General features: G+C 65.9%; 20 protein-coding genes. 5 read left to right on the plus strand and 15 right to left on the minus strand.

What is annotated here, in order from left to right; all coding sequences use genetic code 11:
• Together SD196_RS08070 and SD196_RS08075 are read right to left on the minus strand one after the other, a co-directional pair.
• Positions 1 to 1,749, minus strand: a complete 1,749-nt coding sequence (locus SD196_RS08070) for a GGDEF domain-containing protein (RefSeq protein ID WP_275610815.1) — start codon at positions 1,747 to 1,749, stop codon at positions 1 to 3.
• Between the two features lie 89 nt (positions 1,750 to 1,838).
• The gene (locus tag SD196_RS08075) at positions 1,839 to 3,917 is read right to left on the minus strand and encodes a carboxy terminal-processing peptidase (protein WP_275610816.1); all 2,079 of its coding nucleotides are present in this window, start codon (positions 3,915 to 3,917) and stop codon (positions 1,839 to 1,841) included.
• 138 nt (positions 3,918 to 4,055) lie between these two features.
• Here SD196_RS08075 and SD196_RS08080 point away from each other — a divergent pair, with 138 nt between their 5' ends.
• Complete coding sequence (locus SD196_RS08080; protein WP_331316112.1) at positions 4,056 to 5,018, plus strand: NAD(P)H-quinone oxidoreductase; 963 nt, start codon at positions 4,056 to 4,058, stop codon at positions 5,016 to 5,018.
• A gap of 28 nt (positions 5,019 to 5,046) precedes the next feature.
• Positions 5,047 to 6,210, plus strand: a complete 1,164-nt coding sequence (locus SD196_RS08085) for a site-2 protease family protein (protein WP_416311249.1) — start codon at positions 5,047 to 5,049, stop codon at positions 6,208 to 6,210.
• A gap of 6 nt (positions 6,211 to 6,216) precedes the next feature.
• On the opposite strand, the gene SD196_RS08090 is transcribed toward SD196_RS08085, so the two are convergent.
• The 6 genes from SD196_RS08090 to SD196_RS08115 are packed head-to-tail and all read right to left on the minus strand — an operon-like array spanning position 6,217 to position 11,398.
• On the minus strand, positions 6,217 to 6,870 hold the full coding sequence (locus tag SD196_RS08090) for an HAD family hydrolase (RefSeq protein ID WP_275610819.1): 654 nt from the start codon (positions 6,868 to 6,870) through the stop codon (positions 6,217 to 6,219).
• Positions 6,870 to 7,865: an ABC transporter ATP-binding protein gene (locus SD196_RS08095; RefSeq protein WP_275610820.1), complete on the minus strand. Its 996-nt coding sequence runs from the start codon at positions 7,863 to 7,865 to the stop codon at positions 6,870 to 6,872. The genes SD196_RS08090 and SD196_RS08095 overlap by 1 nt, the downstream gene beginning before the upstream one ends.
• Positions 7,862 to 8,650 carry an ABC transporter permease gene (locus SD196_RS08100; protein WP_275610821.1) on the minus strand — a complete coding sequence of 263 codons (789 nt, stop codon included), beginning with the start codon at positions 8,648 to 8,650 and terminating at the stop codon, positions 7,862 to 7,864. The genes SD196_RS08095 and SD196_RS08100 overlap by 4 nt, the downstream gene beginning before the upstream one ends.
• Complete coding sequence (locus SD196_RS08105; RefSeq protein WP_343573920.1) at positions 8,634 to 9,476, minus strand: ABC transporter permease subunit; 843 nt, start codon at positions 9,474 to 9,476, stop codon at positions 8,634 to 8,636. The genes SD196_RS08100 and SD196_RS08105 overlap by 17 nt, the downstream gene beginning before the upstream one ends.
• The gene (locus tag SD196_RS08110; protein ID WP_416311250.1) at positions 9,473 to 10,282 is read right to left on the minus strand and encodes an alkaline phosphatase family protein; all 810 of its coding nucleotides are present in this window, start codon (positions 10,280 to 10,282) and stop codon (positions 9,473 to 9,475) included. The genes SD196_RS08105 and SD196_RS08110 overlap by 4 nt, the downstream gene beginning before the upstream one ends.
• Before the next feature lie 57 nt (positions 10,283 to 10,339).
• Positions 10,340 to 11,398: an ABC transporter substrate-binding protein gene (locus SD196_RS08115; RefSeq protein ID WP_275610824.1), complete on the minus strand. Its 1,059-nt coding sequence runs from the start codon at positions 11,396 to 11,398 to the stop codon at positions 10,340 to 10,342.
• A 356-nt stretch (positions 11,399 to 11,754) separates the two neighbouring features.
• Between SD196_RS08115 and SD196_RS08120 the strand changes: the two genes are divergently transcribed.
• Entirely contained in the window at positions 11,755 to 12,471 is a 717-nt protein-coding gene (locus SD196_RS08120; RefSeq protein WP_331316099.1) for a UTRA domain-containing protein, read from the plus strand.
• A gap of 109 nt (positions 12,472 to 12,580) precedes the next feature.
• Here SD196_RS08120 and SD196_RS08125 read toward each other — a convergent pair whose 3' ends face one another.
• The 6 genes from SD196_RS08125 to minC all read right to left on the minus strand — a co-directional run bounded on the left by SD196_RS08125 (position 12,581) and on the right by minC (position 17,241).
• Positions 12,581 to 12,982 (minus strand): GFA family protein, encoded by a 402-nt coding sequence (locus SD196_RS08125; protein WP_343573914.1) that lies wholly within the window; start codon positions 12,980 to 12,982, stop codon positions 12,581 to 12,583.
• 50 nt (positions 12,983 to 13,032) lie between these two features.
• Complete coding sequence (locus SD196_RS08130; RefSeq protein WP_275610827.1) at positions 13,033 to 14,322, minus strand: M18 family aminopeptidase; 1,290 nt, start codon at positions 14,320 to 14,322, stop codon at positions 13,033 to 13,035.
• A gap of 161 nt (positions 14,323 to 14,483) precedes the next feature.
• Positions 14,484 to 15,119: an RluA family pseudouridine synthase gene (locus tag SD196_RS08135; RefSeq protein ID WP_343573911.1), complete on the minus strand. Its 636-nt coding sequence runs from the start codon at positions 15,117 to 15,119 to the stop codon at positions 14,484 to 14,486.
• Positions 15,120 to 15,195: 76 nt separating this feature from the next.
• Positions 15,196 to 15,450 (minus strand): cell division topological specificity factor MinE, encoded by a 255-nt coding sequence (gene minE / locus SD196_RS08140; protein ID WP_207887941.1) that lies wholly within the window; start codon positions 15,448 to 15,450, stop codon positions 15,196 to 15,198.
• A complete protein-coding gene (minD, locus tag SD196_RS08145) occupies positions 15,447 to 16,262 on the minus strand; it encodes a septum site-determining protein MinD (RefSeq protein ID WP_207887944.1) in 816 nt (271 codons plus the stop codon). Before minD ends, minE begins: the two co-directional genes overlap by 4 nt.
• 61 nt (positions 16,263 to 16,323) lie before the next feature.
• Positions 16,324 to 17,241 (minus strand): septum site-determining protein MinC, encoded by a 918-nt coding sequence (minC, locus tag SD196_RS08150; RefSeq protein ID WP_275608098.1) that lies wholly within the window; start codon positions 17,239 to 17,241, stop codon positions 16,324 to 16,326.
• A 144-nt stretch (positions 17,242 to 17,385) separates the two neighbouring features.
• Between minC and SD196_RS08155 the strand changes: the two genes are divergently transcribed.
• A complete protein-coding gene (locus tag SD196_RS08155) occupies positions 17,386 to 18,318 on the plus strand; it encodes a lipid A biosynthesis lauroyl acyltransferase (RefSeq protein ID WP_343573899.1) in 933 nt (310 codons plus the stop codon).
• A gap of 45 nt (positions 18,319 to 18,363) precedes the next feature.
• Positions 18,364 to 19,548: a patatin-like phospholipase family protein gene (locus tag SD196_RS08160; RefSeq protein ID WP_370601008.1), complete on the plus strand. Its 1,185-nt coding sequence runs from the start codon at positions 18,364 to 18,366 to the stop codon at positions 19,546 to 19,548.
• Between the two features lie 198 nt (positions 19,549 to 19,746).
• Here the strand turns inward: SD196_RS08160 and SD196_RS08165 are convergent, their stop codons facing one another.
• Complete coding sequence (locus tag SD196_RS08165) at positions 19,747 to 20,607, minus strand: pirin family protein (RefSeq protein ID WP_416311251.1); 861 nt, start codon at positions 20,605 to 20,607, stop codon at positions 19,747 to 19,749.
• Between the last annotated feature and the right edge of the window lie 88 nt (positions 20,608 to 20,695).

Here is a 20,695-nt window from a genome sequence, read left to right on the forward strand (position 1 = left end):
TCAGTCGGCGCTGAGGATGTGCAGGCTGTAGCCTGGCACCGCCTTGGCATGCCGCTTGGCCTCCGAGGCCAGTCCCGCCAGTTGTCCGGCATCCAGGCGCGCGCAGGCGCCGGGCGTCAGATGCACGACACCGATCGACAGTGACAGCAGCGGAAACTCCTCGCGCTGTCCCTGGCGGTTGTGCGAGACGAAGCAGCCTGCTTCGAGGTGCTCGCGGCTGTAGAAGCGCCGGCATTGTCCCTGGAAGTCTTCCAGCAGGTGATTGAGGCGTTCGCGCCAGTCCCGGGTACCCAGCACCAGCATGAAATCGTCGCCGCCGATATGGCCGACGAAGTCCTGTGCCGGGTCCACCCGCTCGCCCAGGCATTGTGCCAGGCACAGCAGCACTTCGTCGCCGCGCGCATAGCCGTAGAGGTCGTTGAAGGGCTTGAAGCTGTCGATGTCCACGTAGCACACCACGGCTTCCCGGCCCTGTTGCAGCAGCCGGCCCAGGCACTGCTGGATCGGCACGTTGCCGGGCAGCAGGGTCAGCGGGTTGGCGTGGCGCGCCTGGCGGATCTTCTGTTCGGTGATCAGCTTAAGCACGTCGATCACCCGGCCCAGCCCCAGGTAGCGGCCGTTCAGGGTAATGATGAAGTCTTCCTCGATGCGCTGCCGGGCACGGCTGGTCAGCAGGCGGCTGACTTGTTGCAACGATTGGCTGCGCTCGACGGCGAGGAAGTCGCCGCTCATCAGCCGGCTGATCGGCTTGCGCGCGTAAAGTTCCGGGGCGAAGGGCTTGAGCAGCGCATCGGACAGCGCATGTCGATGCACGATGCCCACCGGCCGGCCGTGCGGGTCGAGTACCGCCAGAGAGTTCAGGTTGGCCTGGGCGCGGAAGGCCTCCAGCACGTCATGGGTCGGGGTGTCGTCGCGTACCGCCGGTTGTTCCAGCAGCAGCGGCTGCAGGTCGGCGGGCTCGTCGGCGAGCAGGCTGCCGGTGGAGTCCACCTCCGGCAGCAGGTTGCGTGCATCGCGCGGCGGCTGTTCGCTGGGGCGGCCGAACAGGTAGCCCTGCACCAGGTCGACACCCATTTCCGAGAGCACCGCGAGCTCTTCCGCCAGCTCGATGCCTTCGGCGATGACCTGGGCGCGCGAGGCGTGGGCCATCTTCAGGATGGAGCCGACGAATTCGCGCTTCACCGCGTCCAGGTGGATGCCTTCGATGAAATGGCGGTCGATCTTCACATAGTCGGGGCGCAGCTCCGACCACAGGCGCAGGCTGGAATACCCCGCGCCGAGGTCGTCCAGGGCGATGGAGAAGCCCATCGCCCGGTAGTGGTGCAGCGCGGTGTCGAGCAGGCTGAAATCCTCGATGGGGGTCTGCTCGGTGAGCTCGATCACCACGTCGTTGGGCGAGATGCCGAAGGTCTGCAGCAATTGCAGGGTGCGGCCGGGCTGGTGGGTGGGTTCCAGTAGGGACTCGGGGGATACGTTGAGAAACAGCTTGCCGTCCAGGTTCAGCTCACGGAAGCGGGCGCAGGCCTGGCGCCGGCAGAGCAGTTCGAGCTGGCTCAGGCGGCCGCTGCTGCGGGCGATGCTGAACAGGGGCAGGGGCGAGTGCAGGGGGCCGTTGGAGGGCCCGCGGGTGAGGGCTTCGTAGCCCACCAGGCGCCGTTCGGAGAGCGACAGGATGGGCTGGAACAGGCAGTGCAGGTCGCCGTGAGCGAGGATCTGGTCCAGCGCGCTCAACTGCTCGGTGACGGTCATGACGGTTCTCGGTGGATGAAAATGCAAAGGGCCGGTTTCCCGGCCCTGTGCATTTCACGACAGCGTCATGACTGTTTGATTACATCCGATCAGTGTTTGGCGACCTGAGAATCCAGATTCAGGTAGTCGATCAGGATGTGCCCGGACTCGGTCAGGTAGGCGTCGTCCTGCGGCTTGGTCTTGTCTTCCTCCGGCAGGGCGTTCTCGTCTTCCTTCTTCAGTTCCTTGAGCGGCTCCTGGCCCTTGGATTTGCGCAGGGTGTTCTCCATGGCCAGCTGACGGTTCTCGATGCTGGTCTGCTGGGCACGACGCTTGGCTTCGTTGAGGCTGACGGTCTTCTCTTTCATCAGCTCCTGGGCCAGCGCCAGACGCTCGCGGGCATAGACGAAGTCGGCGTTGTTCGCGGTGCGCGCGTCATGCCGGCTGCGCAGCTGGTCGAGGAACGGCTTGAACGGATCGGCCTGGGCCTTGAGCACCGGCTTGATGGTGTCCCAGGGCATGGAGTCGGGCAGGGCGCTCTCGCCGATTTCCTTGTCGTCGACGATGGACGGGTAGCTGATGTCCGGGATCACGCCCTGGTGCTGGGTGCTCTGGCCGGAGACGCGGTAGAACTTGGCCAGGGTCAGCTTCAACTCGCCGTGGTTCAGCGGCTGGATGGTCTGCACGGTGCCCTTGCCGAAGGTCTGGCCGCCAACGATCAGTGCGCGGTGGTAATCCTGCATGGCGCCGGCGAAGATCTCCGAAGCCGAGGCGGACAGGCGGTTGACTAGCACGGTCATCGGGCCGGTGTAGAAGGCCTTGCCTTCGTCATCGTTGAGCACGTCGACGCGGCCGTCGCTGTTGCGCACCAGGACGGTCGGGCCCTGGTCGATGAACAGGCCGGTCAGCTCGGTGGCTTCCTGCAGGGAGCCGCCGCCGTTGTTGCGCAGGTCGATGACGATGCCGTCGACGTTGTCCTTCTGCAGCTCGCCGATCAGCTTCTTCACGTCGCGGGTGGTGGACTTGTAGTCCGGATCGCCCGCGCGGTAGGCCTTGAAGTCGAGGTAGAAGGCCGGCACGTCGATGATGCCCAGCTTGTAGGCCTTGCCTTCGTGGTCGAGAGTGATTTCCGACTTCTTCGCGGCCTGGTCTTCCAGCTTCACCGCTTCGCGGGTGATGGTGACGATCTTGCTGGTCTGGTCGTTCGGCGCGTTGCTCGCCGGAATCACTTCCAGACGTACCTGCGAGCCTTTCGGGCCGCGGATCAGCTTGACCACTTCGTCCAGGCGCCAGCCGACCACGTCGACCATTTCACCCTTGCCCTGGGCAACGCCGACGATCTTGTCGGAGGTGGCGATCTGCTTGCTCTTCTCGGCCGGGCCTGCCGGCACCAGGCGCACGACCTTCACGTAGTCGTTGTCGCTCTGCAACACGGCGCCGATGCCTTCCAGCGACAGGCTCATGTTGATGTCGAAGTTTTCCGCGCTGTCCGGCGACAAGTACTGGGTATGCGGATCGTAGGTCTGCGCGAAGGCGTTGATGTAGGCCTGGAAGATGTCCTCGCTGCGGGTCTGTTCCAGACGCATCAGCTGGTTCTTGTAGCGCTTGGTGAGCTGTTCCTGGATGGCCTTGTTGTCCTTCCCGGCGATCTTCAGGCGCAGGACTTCGTCCTTCACCTTCTTGCGCCACAGGTCGTCCAGTTCGGCGCTATTCTTCGCCCAGGGAGACTTCTCGCGGTCGATCTCGAGGGATTCGTTGGTGGTGAAGTCGATCTTGTCGACGCCCTTGCCGAGCATCGCCAGGGCGAAGTCCAGGCGCTCTTTCAGGCGGTCGAGATGACGCTTGTAGATGGTGAAGCCGGGCTCCAGCTCGCCGCTTTTCAGGAAGTCGTCGAACTGGGTGCGCCAGGGGGCGAACTGGTCGATGTCGGCGGCGGTGAAGTACATGCGCGCCGGGTCGAGGATCTTCAGGTAGCTGTCGTAGATCTTCGCCGAGCGATCGTCGTTCAGCGGCGGCTTGTTGTAGTGATGGCGCTTGAGCAGCTCAACTATGTTGAGGCTGGCGATCACCTGGTCCCGGTCCGGCTGCAGGCCATCCCAGACGTTCGGATTGCTGGTGGCAGCGAACGAGGACAGGGCGGTCGCGCCGAGGATGAACAACAGGGCGGTACGGGGCAAAAATCGCTTCATGCTGATTCGACTGATCGCGGAGTTATGACGCATATTAGGCCGTAATTGGCGGCGCCGGGTTCAATCGTTGGTGAATTCGGCGCGAAGAAAGGGCCCGACCTTACGGATCGGGCCCTGCAAGGTCACTATGGAGGCAGCGTGAAAGCATTGCAAGGTATCGAAGGGCGGGTGGAGTGGGGGGAGCGTCCCTCTCCGACCTGCACACAGGGGCAGATCCGCATCCAGGTCGCTGCCGCCGGTCTCAACCGTGCCGACCTGCTGCAGGTGGCCGGGCTCTACCCGCCGCCGCCGGGGGCCAGCGATATCATTGGCCTGGAGTGTTCCGGGGTGGTCACCGAGGTGGGCGCCGGCAGTACCTGGCAGGTGGGCGACCGGGTCTGCGCGCTGCTGGCTGGCGGCGGCATGGCCGAGGAAGTGGTGGTGGACGAGCGCCACGCCCTGCCGGTGCCGGCAGGCCTTTCCCTGGCTGAGGCCGCAGCCCTGCCCGAGGTGTACGCCACCGCCTGGCTGAACCTGTTCATGCTCGGTGCGCTGCAACCCGGCGAGAAGGTGTTGTTGCATGCCGGCGCCAGCGGCGTCGGCTCGGCCGGTATCCAATTGTGCAAGGCCTTTGGCAACCCGTGCTGGGTCAGCGTCGGCAGTGCCGAGCGCCTGGCCTACTGTGAGGGCCTGGGCGCCGAGGGCGGCGCGCTGCGCGGCGAGAGTCTCGAAACGCTTCGGGATTTCGCGCCGTTCGACGTGATCCTCGATCCGGTGGGGGCCAACTACGCCGCCCTGGACCTGGAAATCCTCGGTCGCGATGGCCGATGGGTGGTCATTGGCCTGATGGGTGGTCGCAAGGCCGAGCTGGATCTGGCCCTGCTGCTGGGCAAGCGCATCCAGTTGATCGGCTCGACCCTGCGTTCGCGCGATGCGGACTTCAAGGCGCATCTGATGGCGGAGCTGGGGCAGAAGGTCTGGCCATTGTTCGAAACTGCGAAACTGAGCCCGCAACTGGAGCGAACCTATCCGGTCGGCCAGGCACAGAAGGCCTTCGATGCGCTGGCCAGCAACCAGGTGCAGGGCAAGGTGGTGGTGCTGATCGACGAGAGCCTGAAGTAATCAGGCGCCGGACGCAGGGAGTGCGAGCATGGCGGAGACAAGGGAGGTCGCCGTTCACGGCGAAGCGGCGAGTGACTTCTGGAGCTTGCCGGGCTGGCTCAATGGGCTGCTCTGGCTGCTCCAGTTCAGCCTGAGCGCAGCAGCGGGCGCGTTGGCGGTGCTGCTGTCCATGTTGTGGCTGCCCGGGGGAGCGATCTGGAGTCTGTCGGGCATAGTCGCCGGCCTCTGCATCGTTTATCTGTCCGTCGTCGTCCATGAACTGGGCCATTTGCTGGCGGCACGCTGGGCCGGCATGACTGTCCTGCGCATGCGTGTCGGACGCCTGGATGTCCGACTGTTGCGCAAAGGCTGGAAACTGGGCTTTGCGCCGCGCACGCAAAAGCGCCTGCAGGGCTTCGTCATGGCTTTCGCCGACCCACGCGCTGCCTGGCGGCGGCAGCATATGGGCTTCGTTGCCGGCGGGCCGCTGGCGAATCTGACGCTTGCCGCGCTGGCTGGCGCCCTGGGGGCGTGGCTGGTTCCCGGTGCCGCCCACGGAGTGCTGCTGGCATTCGCCGCTTGCAACGCCTGCATCGGCGTCGCCAATCTGCTGCCGGTGGAGCGCAAGCCGCAGGTCAGTGATGGGCTCTGGCTGTTGCGCTGGTGGCGAGGTCTGGATGTCGCTCATCCCAAGCTGGCCTTCGCCCGTCTGATGGGGGCCGCCTGTGCGGGGCTGTGCGCCGATCAGGCGGACCCGGCGGATCTGCAATTGCTTGAGGCTCAGGGACAACCCATGTCACTGCTGGCCCTGTACATCCGCCTCAGGGGGCTGTTGGTGCAGGGGCGCTGGGAGGAAGCGGCCGCGCTGGATACCCTGTTCCAGGCGCAGCGTTCGGCGCTGCCGGAGGCGATGCTGCGTCCGTTGTACGATCTCTTGCGGTTGATGGAAACCGAACTGGCCTTCGCCCGGGCGATGGCCAGCAGGAGTGCCGTTGGCCTGTTCGACGAACTGCTGCCGAGCCGGCTGCAACGGGAATACACCAGCACCTGGGCGCGCTGCCTGGCTCTGCGTGCGGTGCTGGCCGGTGACGACGGGGAGCTTCGCCGTCAGCTGGCGCGGGGGATCGAGCATGCCGCGCGGTCACCCGATCTTTCCATGGAGAAAGAAGAGGCGCGCATTCAGCAGGGCATGCTCCGGTTCCTGGGTGGCTGAGTCGGCTCAGCTCCAGGCGAGACTGTCCCAGCCCATCTTCTGCGCATGCTCCAGCAGCACCGGATCGGCGTTCACCACATGCGGATGGCCGACCAGCTTGAGCAGCGGCAGGTCGTTGCGCGAGTCGGAGTAGAAGTGCGCGTCGGCCAACTGGCTGTCGTCCCCCTCCAGCAAATCGAGCAGGCGCAGGACCTTGCCCTCGCGGTAGGTGAGCACGCCGACGGTGCGGCCGGTGTAGTGGCCGTTCAGCACTTCCAGGTCGATCGCCAGCACCTCGTCGATGCCGATGCGCTCGGCGATCGGCTGCACCAGGTGCACGCCGGAGGCCGAGATCACCAGCGGGCGGTCGCCGGCCTCGCGGTGGCGGGCGAGGGTGGCGCAGGCGTCGCTGTGGATCAGCGGCTCGATCACGTCCTCGACGAAGGTTTCCACTTCACGCTCGATTTCCTCGACGCTGCGCCCGGCCATCGGCTCCAGGGCGAAGGCCATGTAGTCCTCCATGGGCAGCTTGCCCTGCGCGTACAGCGCCATGAGTTCGGCGTCGCGCTTGAGGAACGACTCCGCGTCGACCCAACCGAGATCGGCCATGCGCTGGCTCCACAGGCTCGCGCAGTCGCCGTCGATCAGGGTGTCGTCGAGGTCGAAAATCACCAGGGCCATCAGGCCACCTCCCGAATGCTTTCAAGGTCTATTTGCAGGCCGAGCGGGGTGCCGGCCGGGTACAGGCGCTCGGCGCTGCGGTTGAGGACGTCCACGGTCAGTTCGACGCCGGCGGCGTCCACCCGGTAACGGATCACGTTGCCCAGCAGGCTGTGGGAGAGTACCCGAACCGGGATGCCGTCGCCCGCGTCGGGGCTCAGGCGCAGGGACTCGGGGCGGATCGCCACCTGCTGGCGGAAGGGCCGGTCCAGCAGCTTCGTCGCCTGGGCGGCGTCAAGCAGGTTGTAGTTGCCGATGAAGCCAGCGGCGAAGGCATTTTCCGGCGCGGTGTAGAGGGTTTCGGCGTCGCCGCTCTGGACGATGCGCCCGGCGTTCATCAGCACGATGCGGTCGGACAGCGTCAGCGCTTCTTCCTGGTCGTGGGTGACGAACACCGTGGTCAGTTTCAGCTCCTGCTGGATGCGTCGGATCTGCTCGCGCAGGTGCTTGCGGATACGGGCGTCCAGTGCCGACAGCGGCTCGTCGAGCAGCAGCAGGCGCGGGCGGGTGACCAGCGAGCGGGCCAGGGCGACGCGCTGGCACTGGCCGCCGGAGAGCTGATGCGGGTAGCGCGCGGCCAGCGGGCCGAGTTCGACCATCTCCAGTACCTCGCGCACCCGCTGGGCGGATTCCGCCGCCGGCACTTTCTGCATGCGCAGGCCGAAGGCGACGTTCTGTTCCACGGTCATGTTGGGGAACAGCGCGTAGCTCTGGAACACCATGGCGATGCCGCGCTTCTGCGGGCTCTTGGGCACGATGTCCTCGCCGTCCAGCAGGATGCGCCCGCTGTCCACCGGAGTGAGGCCGGCGATGCAGCGCAGCAGGGTGGATTTGCCGCAGCCGCTGGGGCCGAGCAGGGTGACGAACTCGCCGCGCTCGGCGGCGAAGTCGATGTCCTGGAACACCGTGGTGCTGCTGTAGCTCTTGTTCAGTGTCTCGACGTTGAGGAAGCTCATGCCTTGTCCTTGTTAAGACGGTTCGCCGCCCAGGTGAGCAGCAGGACGAAGAGGAAATACGAGACCACCACCGCGCTGGTGTAGTGGCCGCTGCTGTTGCGCATGTTGTTGAGGAACACCTGCAGCGTTTCGTAGCGGGTGCCCACCAGCAGGTTGGCGAAGACGAACTCGCCGATGAGGAAGCTGAAGGACAGGAACAGCGCCACCATCAGGCCCTTGCGCAGGTTCGGCAGCACCACCAGCAGGGCGGCCTGCCAGGTGCTGGCGCCGAGCAGGTGGGCGGCGTCCATCAGGTCGTGCAGGTTGATCGCCTGCAGGTTGTTGCTGATCGCCCGGTACATGAAGGGCAGGGCGATGGTGAAGTAGCAGCCGATCAGCACCCAGGGCGTGCCGATCAGCGGCAGAGGCCCGGCGGCGTAGAGCTGCAGCAGGCCGACCGAGGAGACCACCGGCGGTACCGCGAAGGGCAGCAGGATCAGCACGTTCATCAGTGCGTCCAGGCGCGGGAAGTAGTAGTGCACGACGAACATCAGCGGCAGCACCAGCACCACGCTGAGCACCAGCGAGCCGAAGCACACCAGCAGCGACTGGCCAAAGGCGGTGAGGAAGCGCGGGTCGCTCCACAGCGTGAAGTACCACTTCAGGGTCAGGCCGTCGGGCAGTACGCTGGCGCTCCAGGAGGTGGCCAGCGAGTAGAGCAGGGTGGCGGCCAGCGGCAGCAGCAGGATCAGGAACAGCGCATACACCACCACGCGGTGGTAGATGTGGTTAGCGTTTCGCGACATGGTAGCTCCGGCGCAGCAGCCACTGATGGGCGAGGGTGATCAGGGTCATCAGGCCGACCAGGAACATCGCCAGTGCGCTGGCCATGTTCGGATCGAGGAACACGTCGCCCGAGACCAGGCCGGCGATACGGATCGGCACCACGTTGAAGTTGCCGGTGGTCAGCGAATACACCGTGGCGTAGGCGCCCAGGGCGTTGGCCAGGAGGATGACGAAGGTGCCCAGCAGCGCCGGGGTCAGCACCGGGATGCCGATGTGCCGCCAGAACGCCCAGTGGCTGGCGCCCAGCAGTGCGGCGGATTCGCGCCAGTCCTCGCGCAGGGCGTCGAAGGCCGGGTAGAGCAGCATCACCCCCAGTGGAATCTGGAAGTAGGTGTAGAGGATGATCAGGCCGGTCTTCGAGTAGAGGTTGAAGTCCTCGATGATTCCCGACTGCTTGAGCAGCAGGGTGATGGCGCCGTTGAAGCCGAGGATGATGATGAAGGCGAAGGCCAGCGGCACCCCGGCGAAGTTGCTGGTCATGTTGGCGAAGGCCATCACGAAGTCGCGCAGCTTGCTGTCCACCTGGCGCAGCGAATAGCTGCCGAGCACGGCGATGAGCAGGCCGATCAGGCTCGACCAGATCGATATTTCCAGGCTGTAGCGGATCGCCTGGCGGTAGAAGGGCGAGCCGAGGATTTCGGTGAAGTTGCCCAGGCCCCAGGCATCGCTGGTGCGCAGGCTGTTCACCGCAACCCAGAGCAGCGGGGCTACCTGGAAGGCGATGAAGAACACCGCGAAGGGCAGCAGGCAGAGCAGGGCGATGAGTTTTCCGCGATTCGATCTCATGCCTTGAGCAGCTCCCGGCAGACGGGTTTGTCGTGGGCTGCACCAAGGATTTCGCACAGCGTGCCGCACAGCTCGACCTGGCGTGGGCGCGCCTGGTCATCGAGGCTGAAGGCGTCGCCGAAGACGAACAGCGGCACTTCGCGCTCCTCCGGCAGGATGCCGCCGTGGCTGCGGTCGTCGTTCATGCCGTGGTCGGCGGTGACCATCACCTGGTAGCCGGCGGCCAGCCACTGGTGCAGGTACTCGGAGAGGATGATGTCGACGTGTCGCGCGCTGTTGCGGTACTGCGGCGTGCCCAGGCCGTGCTTGTGCCCGGTGTCGTCGATGTTCATCGGGTGCACCAGCAGGCAGTTCGGCGTGTGGCGGCGGCGCAGCGACTCGGCGTCGGTGAACAGATGCGAGTCGGGGTAGTGGTCGGTCCAGTAGAAGTGGCCGTACTGGATCGGCAGGGATTCGTCGTCGGTGTGGCGGTCGCGGGCCGGGTCGAAGGGGGTGCGGTTGTACAGCTCGCTCACCCAGTGGTAAGCCGCTGCGGCAGTGGACAGGCCGGCGGCGCGGGCATAGTGGAACAGGCTGCGCTGGTTCGACAGGCGCGATACGTCGTTGTGCAGGATGCCGCTGTCGATGGGCGGCACTCCGGTGAGGATGCATTCGTAGAGCGGTCGGGACAGCGAGGGCAGCTCGCATTCCAGCCGGTAGAGCTGGCCGCGGCCGGCGTTGCACAGGGCCTGCAGGTGGCCCATGCAGTCGTGGGCGACGCTGTAGTTGAGGCCGTCGAGAACGACCAGGATGAGGTCGTGGCGCATGGGGCGGGGCCTTTGTCGGAACGCGAAACCGCCCCGGCGAGCCGGGGCGGCCGGGCGTCACTGCATGTTGATGATGACGTTTTCCTGCCACATGCGCGGCAGACGCTTGGAGGTCTCTTCCCAGGCCTTGGCGTCCTTGATCGGCTGGGCCTTGGCGTACTGCTCGTTGGGCAGCAGCTTGGCCTTCACCTCGGCGGGCAGGGTCAGGTGCTCGGCGCGGATGGGCCGTGCGTTGCCCTTGGCCAGGTTGATCTGCCCGGCATCGCTGAAGATGTACTCGCGGGCCAGCTTGGCGGCGTTCGGGTTCTTCGCGTACTTGTTGATGATGGTGGTGTAGCCGGAGATCACCGAGCCGTCGGAGGGGATCAGCACTTCGAAGCGCGACGGGTCGATCTGGTCGCGGTAGCTCAGGCCGTTGAAGTCCCAGACGATGCCGACTTCCACTTCACCCTTCTCCAGGGTGTTGATCACCGGGTTGGTCAGCGACAGGCGGCCCTGCTTGGCGATCTGCGCGAAGAATTCCAGGCCCGGCTTGATGTTCTTCTCGTCGCCGCCGTTGGCGATGCTCGCGGCGAGCACGCCGTTGACCGCCTGGGCGGCGGCGCTGACGTCACCGATGGTGACCTTGTACTTGCCCTTGAGCAGGTCGGCCCAGCTGTGCGGCACGTCCTTGACCAGTTGCTTGTTGACGATGAAGGCGATGGTGCCGGTGTAGGCCAGCGCCCAGTGGCCGTCCTTGTCCTTGGCCCAGTCCGGAACCTGGTCCCAGGTGCTCGGCTTGTAGGGCTGGCTGACGTCCATCTGCATGGCGATGGGGCCGAAGGCGGCGCCGACGTCGCCGATGTCGGCGCTGGCGTTTTCCTTCTCGGCCTTGAACTTGGCCAGTTCCTGGGCCGAGCTCATGTCGGTGTCCATGTGCTTCAAGCCGTACTTGCTTTCCAGGTCCTTCCAGGTGTCTTTCCAGTTCGCCCAGCTGTCGGGCATGCCCACGCTGTTGACCTGGCCTTCCTTGCGGGCGGCGGCTTCCAGCGATTGCAGGTTGGCGTCGGCCGCCATGGCGAGGCCACTGCCGATGGCAATGGCCGATCCCAGCAGTGAAGCAAGCAAGCGTTTCATTCGGTGCTCCTTCGATCGTGAGGGTAGGTCCGTGTCCGGCATCCGCCGACGCGGGGAAACGAGTGGTCTAGATCAGCAAGACCCAGGCCAATCTATGCGGCCCGGATGACAGTTTGATGTCCGGCCTGGTGCGGGTTCGGGCGGCGAGGCAATCCGGCGGGGCATCCGGGGAAAGCGTAGACCATCGCCAATGCCCCGGTTTCATTGGGCTACGCTGCTTTGTGAAGCTGGCACGGGCGCTGCTTGAAAGCTGTCTGTCACGGGACCGTCACGGGATTTTCCTAGGATGAAGGCACCCCTGGCGGACGGCGAAATGCCCCGTTTTGGGGCTGGACTAGGCCAAAAGAGGAGTTGGCATGCGCGACACGGCGCTACCCACGGTGACGGCGATCTGCCGGGCACTGATCGAACAGATCGACAGCGGGCTGCTCAGCGCCGGTGGCAAGCTGCCGGCCGAGCGCAAGTTGAGTGAGCTGTTCGATACCACGCGGATCACCTTGCGCGAGGCCCTGGGGCAATTGGAGGCACAGGGGCTGATCTACCGCGAGGAACGCCGCGGCTGGTTCGTCTCGCCACCGCGCCTGCTCTACAACCCACTGGTGCGCAGCCACTACCACGCGATGGTGGAAGGTCAGGGCCGCGTGCCGGCCACCGAAGTCCTGTCGGCCCGGCAGATTCCCGCCAGCGCGGCGATCTGCGAGCTGCTGGAGCTGCCAGCGTTGTCCAGCGTGTTCCAGATCCGTCGCCTGCGGCGGGTGGACGGCCGGCTAGTGCTCTACGTCGAGCATTACCTCAACCCGGCGTACTTCCCGGGAATCCTCGACAGCGACCTGACCTGCTCGCTGACCGAGCTGTATGGCAGTCGCTATGACATCCGTTACGGCCGCGTACGCTTCGACATGGTGCCCACGGCCCTGCACGGCGAGGCGGCCAGCGTGCTGCGCGTTGCCGAAGGCAGTCCGGCGCTGCGCATCACCCGCATCAATCGCGACCAGCACGGACGGATCATCGATTGCGACCTGGAGTTCTGGCGGCACGATGCCATTCACGTGAGCGTGGAAGTGCCGGACTGACCGCCGGCATGAGGTGGAACCTGTAGGAGCGAGCTTGCTCGCGAACCACCCAACACCGGAGTCGCCAGCTGAATCTGTTGGCGGGCAAGCTCGCCGCTGCAAAAGAGGTTCAGCGATCCGGATTCCACTCCGGATACGCCGGAATCCCGTCCTGCGCCAGCCATGGTCGGTCATGGGATACCCAGATATGCCGCGCCGGCCGCGAACCCGGATCGTCGTCCAGGCTCGCCACGCGAACGATGACATGGGGTTGTCCGTCACGCTCGGCGATCAGTTGCGTCCCGCAGCGTGGGCAGAACTTGCGCAACTTGCCCGGCGACGACTCGTAGGCGGCGACCTTGTCCTCGCCGCGCGTCCAGCGGAAGTGCTCGCGCATCACCCCGGCGGTGGTGGCGAAGGCCGCCGAATGCGCTTTCTGGCAGGTCAGGCAGTGGCAATGGCCGATCGGCATATCCAGGCCGTCGACCTCATAGGCGATGTCGCCGCACAGACAGCTTCCGTTGAAGGGCATGTTCGATCTCCTGAAAGAAAAACGCCCGGCGGGTGCCGGGCGTTCGGGGGTCATGGCAGGTCGGCGCTGTCGTAGAAGGCGCTGAGTACCTTGGTCAGGTAGTGCAGGTCCTGGCTGCCGGCCAGCTCGCGGATGGAGTGCATGGCGAAGGTCGGCAGGCCGATGTCCACGGTGCGCACGCCGATCTGGCTGGCGGTGATCGGGCCGATGGTGGAGCCGCAGCCCATGTCGCTGCGGGTCACGAAGCTCTGCACCGGCACTTCGTTTTCCAGGCACAGGTGGCGGAAGAAACCGGCGGTCTCGCTGTTGGTGGCGTAGCGCTGGTTGCTGTTGATCTTGATCACCGGGCCGCCGTTGAGCTTCGGGCCATGGTTGGCGTCGTGCTTGTCGGCGTAGTTGGGATGCACGCCGTGGGCGTTGTCGGCGGAAACCAGCAGCGAGCGCTGCACGGTGCGGGTGAAGACGTCGCTCTCGGGCAGCACACGGCGCAGCACCTGCTCCAGGAACGGGCCGTCGGCGCCGCAGGCGGAGCAGGAGCCGACTTCTTCGTGGTCGGTGCAGACCAGCACGCCGCTCTGTTCGTCGCTGCTGGCCAGCAGGGCCTGCAGGCCGGCGTAGCAGGACAGCAGGTTGTCCAGGCGGGCGCCGGCGATGAAGGCCTGGTCGAGGCCGATCACGGCGGCGCGCTGGGTGTCGTAGAAGCTCAGCTCGTAGTCGAGGATGGCGTCGGCGGTAATGCCGTGCTCCAGCTGCAGCTGCTCGCCGAGCAGGTCGCGGAAGTCGCGGCCTTCGCCGGCGGAAACCTGGGCGAGGATCGGCGGCAGTTCGGTCTGCGCGTTGATCGCCCAGCCCATGTTGGCCTCACGGTTGAGGTGGATGGCTAGGTTGGGGATCACGGCGATCGGTGCCTTGAAGTCGATCAGCTTGCTTTCCACCTTGCCGGCCAGGCGGAAGGTGACACGGCCGGCCAGCGACAGGTCGCGGTCGAACCAGGGGGCGAACAGCGCGCCGCCGTAGACCTCGACGCCCAACTGCCAGTAACCCTGGCGCACCAGCTCGGGGTTGGGTTTGACCCGCAGGCAGGGGCTGTCAGTGTGTGCGCCGACCATGCGCAGGCCGTGCTCCAGCAGCGGCGCGGTGCCGAGCTTGAAGGCGATCAGCGAGGAGTCGTTGCGGGTGACGTAATAACGACCACCGGCCTCGGTGCGCCAGGCCTCGCGCTCGTCCAGACGCTGGTAGCCGGCTTCGTCGAGGCGACGGGCGAGGGTCTGGGTGGCGTGGAAAGGCGTGGGGGAGGCCGCGAGGAAATCGATCAGGCCCTGGTTGAGTTCTGCGCGCATGGGTAACTCCGAACAGCGAATGGCCGGAAGTTTATCGCAAATGCGGGAGTCTGCGGCCTGGATGAGAGGGCTCTTCGTAATGCCGTAGGGCGTACAACCGTTCGCGGTTGTACGCCGGTTCACCGGTGTATCAATAGGCGCAGGAGTGGTCGCGTGGGGCGTCAGAACGGCGCGGGGGACTCGAAGCGCAGGCGCTCGCCGGTCTGCGGGTGGGTCAGGCAGAGCATGCTCGCGTGCAGGCACAGGCGGTCGCGCAGGGTGAGGGCTTCACCCTCGGCATACAGGCGGTCGCCCAGCAGCGGGTGGCCGATGCTGAGCATGTGCACGCGCAACTGGTGCGAACGGCCGGTGATCGGCATCAGCTCGACGCGGCTCCAGTTGCCGTGGCGCTCCATGACGCGCCAGAAGGTCAGCGCATGGCGGCCCTGCTCGAAGTCCACCACGTGGCGCGGCTTGGTCGGCGGGTCGTAACGCAGCGGCGCCTCGATGCGGCCGCTGTCCAGTTCCGGCTCGCCCCAGCACAGCGCGGTGTAGGCCTTCTCGGTCTCGCGGTCGTGGAACTGCCGGGACAGCTCGCGGTGGCTGTCGGCGTCGCGGGCCAGGACGATCAGGCCGGAGGTTTCCCAGTCCAGGCGATGGACGATGCGCGCTTCCGGGTAACCGTTCTCCTGCAGGCGGGTGATCAGGCAGTCCTTGTTGTCGTCCGCACGGCCGGGCACGGAGAGCAGCAGGGTGGGCTTGTTCACCACCAGCAGGGCGGCGTCCTCATGGACGAATTCGATCTGGGACAGCGGCATGGAAGCTCTTGCGTGGATTAAGGGAGATAGAAACGACTGCGGCGGCCGAAGCCGCCGCAGGTTCACCACCGCCGGATCAACGTTCCGGCAGGGTGATGTTGAGTTCCAGGATCGAACAGCTGCCCTGGTTGGCCAGCTCGACCTGGACTTGTTCCTGGTCGATGGGCACGTATTTGCGGATCACTTCCAGCAGATCTTTCTGCAGCTGCGGGAGGTAGTCCGGTTGCGAACGGTTGCCGCGCTCATGGGCGACGATGATCTGGAGTCTTTCTTTCGCGATGGAAGCGCTGGAGGGCTGCTTCCGGCTGCGGAAGAAATCTAAAAGGCTCATTCACGTCCTCCGAACAGTCGTTGCAGGAATCCTTTCTTCTGCACGTCGAGGAACCGATGGGGCATTTCTTTGCCCAGCAGTCGCTCGACGGCGTCGCTGTACGCTTGGCCAGCATCGCTTTCTTCGTCGAGGATGACCGGTACGCCCTGGTTCGATGCCTTGAGCACCGCCTGGGATTCCGGGATCACGCCGAGCAGACGGATGGCCAGGATTTCCTCGACGTCCTCGACGCCGAGCATTTCGCCCTTGGTGACGCGCTCGGGGTTGTAGCGGGTCAGCAGCAGGTGTTCCTTGATCGGGTCCTCGCCCTTCTCGGCGCGGGCGGACTTGCTGGCCAGCAGGCCCAGCATGCGGTCGGAGTCGCGGACCGAGGAGACTTCTGGGTTGGTCACGACGATCGCCTCGTCGGCGTAGTACATGGCCAGGTGGGCGCCTTTCTCGATGCCCGCCGGGGAGTCGCAGATGATGTAGTCGAAGGACTGCTTGAGCTCTTCCATCACCTTGCCGACGCCTTCCTGGGTGAGGGCGTCCTTGTCGCGGGTCTGGCTGGCGGCCAGCACGTACAGGTTCTCGAGGCGCTTGTCCTTGATCAGGGCCTGGGTGAGGGTGGCTTCGCCGTTGATGACGTTGACGAAGTCGTACACCACGCGGCGTTCGCAGCCCATGATCAGGTCGAGGTTACGCAGGCCCACGTCGAAGTCGACGATGACGGTCTTGTGGCCGCGCAGGGCCAGGCCGGTGCCGATGGCTGCGCTGGAAGTGGTTTTACCGACGCCACCCTTACCGGAAGTGACTACGAGGATCTTGGCCAAGGTGATTCACCCCAAAGAAAAAACGAAGAATTCTGGTCCCTGAAAGTCGCGGCAGTATCCGTTAAAGGCGGGTGATGTTCAACACGTCACCCGACAGGCTGACGTGCACCGCCTGCCCCCATTGCGGACTGCGTCGAAGGTCTTCGGCGACCTTGTAATTACCAGCGATGGACACGAGTTCCGCGGCCAGTTGCTGGCAGAAGATCCGTGCGCTGGTGTCACCCTTGACACCGGCCAGGGCACGACCGCGCATCGGACCGTAAACATGGATATTGCCGTCGGCGAGAAGTTCCGCACCGGGGCTGACGGGGGCCAGCACGATCAGGTCGCCGCCGGCTGCATAGATCTGTACGCCGCCACGCACCGGAGTGGTGACCAGCTTGGTCGGCCTGACGACCGGTGCCGGCGGTTCGGCCGGTTTCTCCGGCGCGGCGTCCTTTTCCGGTTCCTGGGCCGCGGTCGGTTTTTCCGCCTGGGTTTCGGCCGGGACTGCCTCGGCAGGTTTTTCCGTCTGGGCAGTGGCGCTGTCGGCGGCCTGTTCCACGACCTTCTCGGACAGGCGCTCGCCGCGCGGACGGCGCACCGGGGTGGCGCCGGTCAGCGGGGTGACCGAGTCCTTCGGCTCGACGATGCGCTCGCGGGACGAGCCGGATGGCGGCAGCACGGGGATGTCGAACATGGTCGCCAGGCGGATGTCTTCCTCGCGGCTGGCGCGGATGGCCAGGGTGCGCAGGCCGTGGCGGCGGCAGATGTCCAGCACGCCCTGCAGGTCGAGCTGTCCCTCGCCGTCGGGCAGCTTGTCCAGCGCCAGCACCAGTGGGGTGTCACGGAAGAAGTTGGGCGCCTGGGCGACCTTGTCGGCGAGCTGGCGGTCCAGCCGCGGCAGGTCATTGTGGGCCAGTTCCAGAACGGTGACGGCCAGCATGCTGCCCTTGAGCTGGAATACGGGATCGTGGTCGAGAAGGTCAGCTTGGCTCATGGTCAGACTGCATCATTAAATGGGTTGGACTTATAGCGGACCGCCCCGGCAGCCGCAAGCGTGGCGCATAGCCAGGGCTCGAGGCAGGCACGGCGCGCATCGGCAAGGTAGAATGTCCGGCTTTGATCGTGACCGGAAAGTTCCATGGACCGCCCCACCTTTCGCCGTGAGTTCCTCCATCCCCGCCACTGGCCGCTCTGGCTCGGCCTCGGCGTGCTCTGGCTGGTGGTGCAGCTGCCGTATCCAGCGCTGCTCTGGCTGGGGCGCGCACTTGGCGCGGTGATGTACCGCGTGGTCGGCAGCCGCCGGGCGATTGCCGCGCGCAACCTGGAGCTGTGCTTCCCGGAGCTGTCCGCCGCCGAGCGCAAGCGCCTCTTGAAGGAAAACTTCGCCTCCACCGGCATCGCCTTCTTCGAGATGGCCATGAGCTGGTGGTGGCCCAAGGCGCGCCTGGCGAAGCTGGCGCACATCGAGGGGCTGGAGCACCTGCGCAAGGCCGAGGCCGAAGGCAAGGGCGTGATCCTCATGGCCATGCACTTCACCACCCTGGAGATCGGCGCGGCGCTGCTCGGCCAGGTACAGACCATCGACGGCATGTACCGCGAGCACGACAACCCGGTGTTCGACTTCGTCCAGCGCGCCGGCCGCGAGCGGCACAACGCCGACGCCACCGCCATCGAGCGCGAGGACGTGCGCGCCATGCTCAAGGTGCTGCGCGCCGGCCGGGCCATCTGGTACGCACCGGACCAGGACTACGGCATCAAGCAGAGCATCTTCGTGCCGCTGTTCGGCATCCAGGCCGCCACCGTTACGGCCACCACCAAGTTCGCCCGCCTGGGCCGCGCGCAGGTGTGTCCCTTCACCCAGTCGCGCCTGGCCGACGGTTCCGGCTATCGCCTGACGATCCATCCGCCGCTGGAGGATTTCCCCGGCGAGACCGAGGAGGCCGATTGCCTGCGCGTCAACCAGTGGGTCGAGCAGGAAATCCGCCGCCAGCCCGAGCAGTACCTCTGGGCGCACCGCCGCTTCAAGAGCCGCCCCGAAGGCGAGCCCAAGCTTTACGCCAGGAAGAAGTAGATCCCGCCCGGCTAATCTGGATACGACGCGACAAGGATTTCAGCCGTGACTGACGCCGCCAGCCCATCGACTTCCCCTGCCGTGACCGGCCTGATCCTCTCCGGGGGCGGGGCGCGGGCGGCGTACCAGGTCGGCGTGCTGGCGGCGATCGCCGAGTTGCTGCCGGAGGGCGCCGAGAATCCCTTTCCCGTGATCGTCGGTACCTCGGCGGGGGCGATCAATGCCGTTGGGCTGGCCTGCGGGGCTCTGTCCTTCCCGACGGCGGTGCAGCGGCTCACCCAGGTCTGGAAGGGCTTTCGCACCGGCCAGGTGTACCGCGCCGACTGGTCGGGCGTGATCGGCCAGGCCTTCAAGTTCCTCGGCCACAGCCTGCTCGGGCTGGGCAAGCGCCAGCCGGTGGCGCTGCTGGACAGCACGCCCTTGCGCTACCTGCTGGAACGCGAGCTGGATTTCTCCGGCATCGCCGCCGCGGTGCGCCGGCGCAACCTGCGCGCGGTTGCGGTCACCGCGTTCGGCTACGAATCCGGCCAGGCGGTGACCTTCTACCAGGGCCGCGCCACCATCGATCCCTGGCTGCGCCATCGGCGCGTGGGCGTGCCGACGCGCCTGGGTCTGGAGCACCTGCTGGCCAGCTCGGCGATCCCGCTGCTGTTCGCGCCGGTGAAGGTGCATCGCGAGTACTTCGGCGATGGCGCGGTGCGCCAGCAGGCGCCGATCAGTCCGGCACTGCACCTGGGCGCCAATCGCGTGCTGGTGATCGGGGTGAGCGGCAACCCGACCATGGGCAGCGCCAACGACACCGTGGCCAATTACCGTACCGGCCAGCCGCCGAGCCTGGCGCAGGTGGGCATCCATCTGCTCAACAGCACCTTCATCGACAGCCTGGAAGGCGATATCGAGCTGCTGCACCGGATCAACTTCCTCAGCTCCATGGTGCCGGAGGGCAAGCGCCGTGCGGCGTTGGGGCTGCAACCGGTCGATGTGCTGCTGATCTCGCCGAGCCGGCCGCTGGATGAAATCGCCGCCGAGTACCGCCACGAGTTGCCACGGGCGCTGCGCCTGTTCCTGCGCGGGCCGGGGGCGACCAAGGCGAGCGGGGCAGGGGTGCTGAGCTACCTGCTGTTCGAGCCGGGTTACTGCAATGCGCTGATCGAACTGGGGTATCGCGATGCCATGGAAAAGCGCACGGAGATCGCGCGTTTCCTGGGGATGGAGGAGTGGTCCCTGTAGGCGCGGACTTCGTCCGCGATCGAGGCCGCATCGGGGCTTTTCGCGGACGGAGTCCGCTCCTACGAGAGCTTGTCCGGGGAGGTGGGCCGTATAACGTTCGACGTTATACGGCGTTTGACCTGACGATCCGGGGGTATCGGCGTACAACCGCGAACGGTTGTACGCCCTACGGGTTGCTCTGGTCCCACAGGGGAAACATCAGACCGCCAGCACGCCGTCGCGGTAATCGCGCAGGGCCTGTTCGATCTCTTCGCGGCTGTTCATCACGAAGGGACCGTACTGCACGATCGGCTCGTTGAGCGGCTTGCCGGCCAGCAGCAGGACACGTGCGCCGTTGTCGCTGGAGAGCTGGATCTCATCGCCCTGGCCGAGCCGCACCAGGCGGTTGGTGGCCACGGTTTCGTCGCCGCGTTCGCCCGGTACCGTCAGTGAACCTTCGTAGACGTACAGCATCACCCGGTGTCCCGCCGGAATGCGCGGGCTGACCGAGGCACCCGCCGGCAGCCGCAGGTCGTAGTAGTGCGGCTCGGTGCCGGGGCGCTGCACGGCGCCATCCAGCGCGGTCTCGCCATCGTCGAAGCGGCCGGCGATCACGGTGACGCCGACGCCTTGCGCGGTGGTGGTGCGCGGCACGTCTTCCGGCTCGATGTCGCGGTAGCCGGCCGGGGACAGCTTGTCCTTCGCCGGCAGGTTCAGCCACAGCTGGAAGCCGCGCATGGCGCCTTCTTCCTGCTCAGGCATCTCGCTGTGGATGATGCCGTGGGCGGCGGTCATCCACTGTACGCCGCCGGGCTTGAGCAGGCCGCGGTTGCCCAGGTGGTCTTCATGGCGCATGCGCCCTTCGAGCATGTAGGTGACGGTCTCGAAGCCACGGTGCGGGTGGGCCGGGAAGCCGGCGATGTAGTCGTCGGGATTCTGCGTGTCGAACTGGTCGAGCATCAGGAACGGGTCGAAGCGCTCGATGCCGGGGCCGCCGATCACGCGGGTCAGGCGCACGCCGGCGCCGTCGGAGGCGGGGTGGCCGATGTGTTGGTCGATCAGGGTACGCAAGCGGGTCATGGGAACCTCCTTGATCAGTGAATGGGGTCATCCTAGACCCAAACGATGAATCAATGGTTGCGAGTTTTTCGCCAAAACAATCGAATAA

This window comes from Pseudomonas macauensis (assembly GCF_047902425.1).
Classification (GTDB): Bacteria; Pseudomonadota; Gammaproteobacteria; order Pseudomonadales; family Pseudomonadaceae; genus Pseudomonas.

Excerpts from the sequence above, each read along its gene's own strand:
- SD196_RS08070 (WP_275610815.1), bottom strand. The coding sequence starts at position 1,749 with ATGACCGTCACCGAGCAGTTGAGCGCGCTGGACCAGATCCTCGCTCAC.
- SD196_RS08075 (WP_275610816.1), bottom strand. The coding sequence starts at position 3,917 with ATGAAGCGATTTTTGCCCCGTACCGCCCTGTTGTTCATCCTCGGCGCG.
- SD196_RS08085 (WP_416311249.1), top strand. The coding sequence starts at position 5,047 with ATGGCGGAGACAAGGGAGGTCGCCGTTCACGGCGAAGCGGCGAGTGAC.
- SD196_RS08090 (WP_275610819.1), bottom strand. The coding sequence starts at position 6,870 with ATGGCCCTGGTGATTTTCGACCTCGACGACACCCTGATCGACGGCGAC.
- SD196_RS08095 (WP_275610820.1), bottom strand. The coding sequence starts at position 7,865 with ATGAGCTTCCTCAACGTCGAGACACTGAACAAGAGCTACAGCAGCACC.
- SD196_RS08100 (WP_275610821.1), bottom strand. The coding sequence starts at position 8,650 with ATGTCGCGAAACGCTAACCACATCTACCACCGCGTGGTGGTGTATGCG.
- SD196_RS08105 (WP_343573920.1), bottom strand. The coding sequence starts at position 9,476 with ATGAGATCGAATCGCGGAAAACTCATCGCCCTGCTCTGCCTGCTGCCC.
- SD196_RS08110 (WP_416311250.1), bottom strand. The coding sequence starts at position 10,282 with ATGCGCCACGACCTCATCCTGGTCGTTCTCGACGGCCTCAACTACAGC.
- SD196_RS08115 (WP_275610824.1), bottom strand. The coding sequence starts at position 11,398 with ATGAAACGCTTGCTTGCTTCACTGCTGGGATCGGCCATTGCCATCGGC.
- SD196_RS08120 (WP_331316099.1), top strand. The coding sequence starts at position 11,755 with ATGCGCGACACGGCGCTACCCACGGTGACGGCGATCTGCCGGGCACTG.
- SD196_RS08125 (WP_343573914.1), bottom strand. The coding sequence starts at position 12,982 with ATGCCCTTCAACGGAAGCTGTCTGTGCGGCGACATCGCCTATGAGGTC.
- SD196_RS08130 (WP_275610827.1), bottom strand. The coding sequence starts at position 14,322 with ATGCGCGCAGAACTCAACCAGGGCCTGATCGATTTCCTCGCGGCCTCC.
- SD196_RS08135 (WP_343573911.1), bottom strand. The coding sequence starts at position 15,119 with ATGCCGCTGTCCCAGATCGAATTCGTCCATGAGGACGCCGCCCTGCTG.
- minE (WP_207887941.1), bottom strand. The coding sequence starts at position 15,450 with ATGAGCCTTTTAGATTTCTTCCGCAGCCGGAAGCAGCCCTCCAGCGCT.
- minC (WP_275608098.1), bottom strand. The coding sequence starts at position 17,241 with ATGAGCCAAGCTGACCTTCTCGACCACGATCCCGTATTCCAGCTCAAG.
- SD196_RS08155 (WP_343573899.1), top strand. The coding sequence starts at position 17,386 with ATGGACCGCCCCACCTTTCGCCGTGAGTTCCTCCATCCCCGCCACTGG.
- SD196_RS08165 (WP_416311251.1), bottom strand. The coding sequence starts at position 20,607 with ATGACCCGCTTGCGTACCCTGATCGACCAACACATCGGCCACCCCGCC.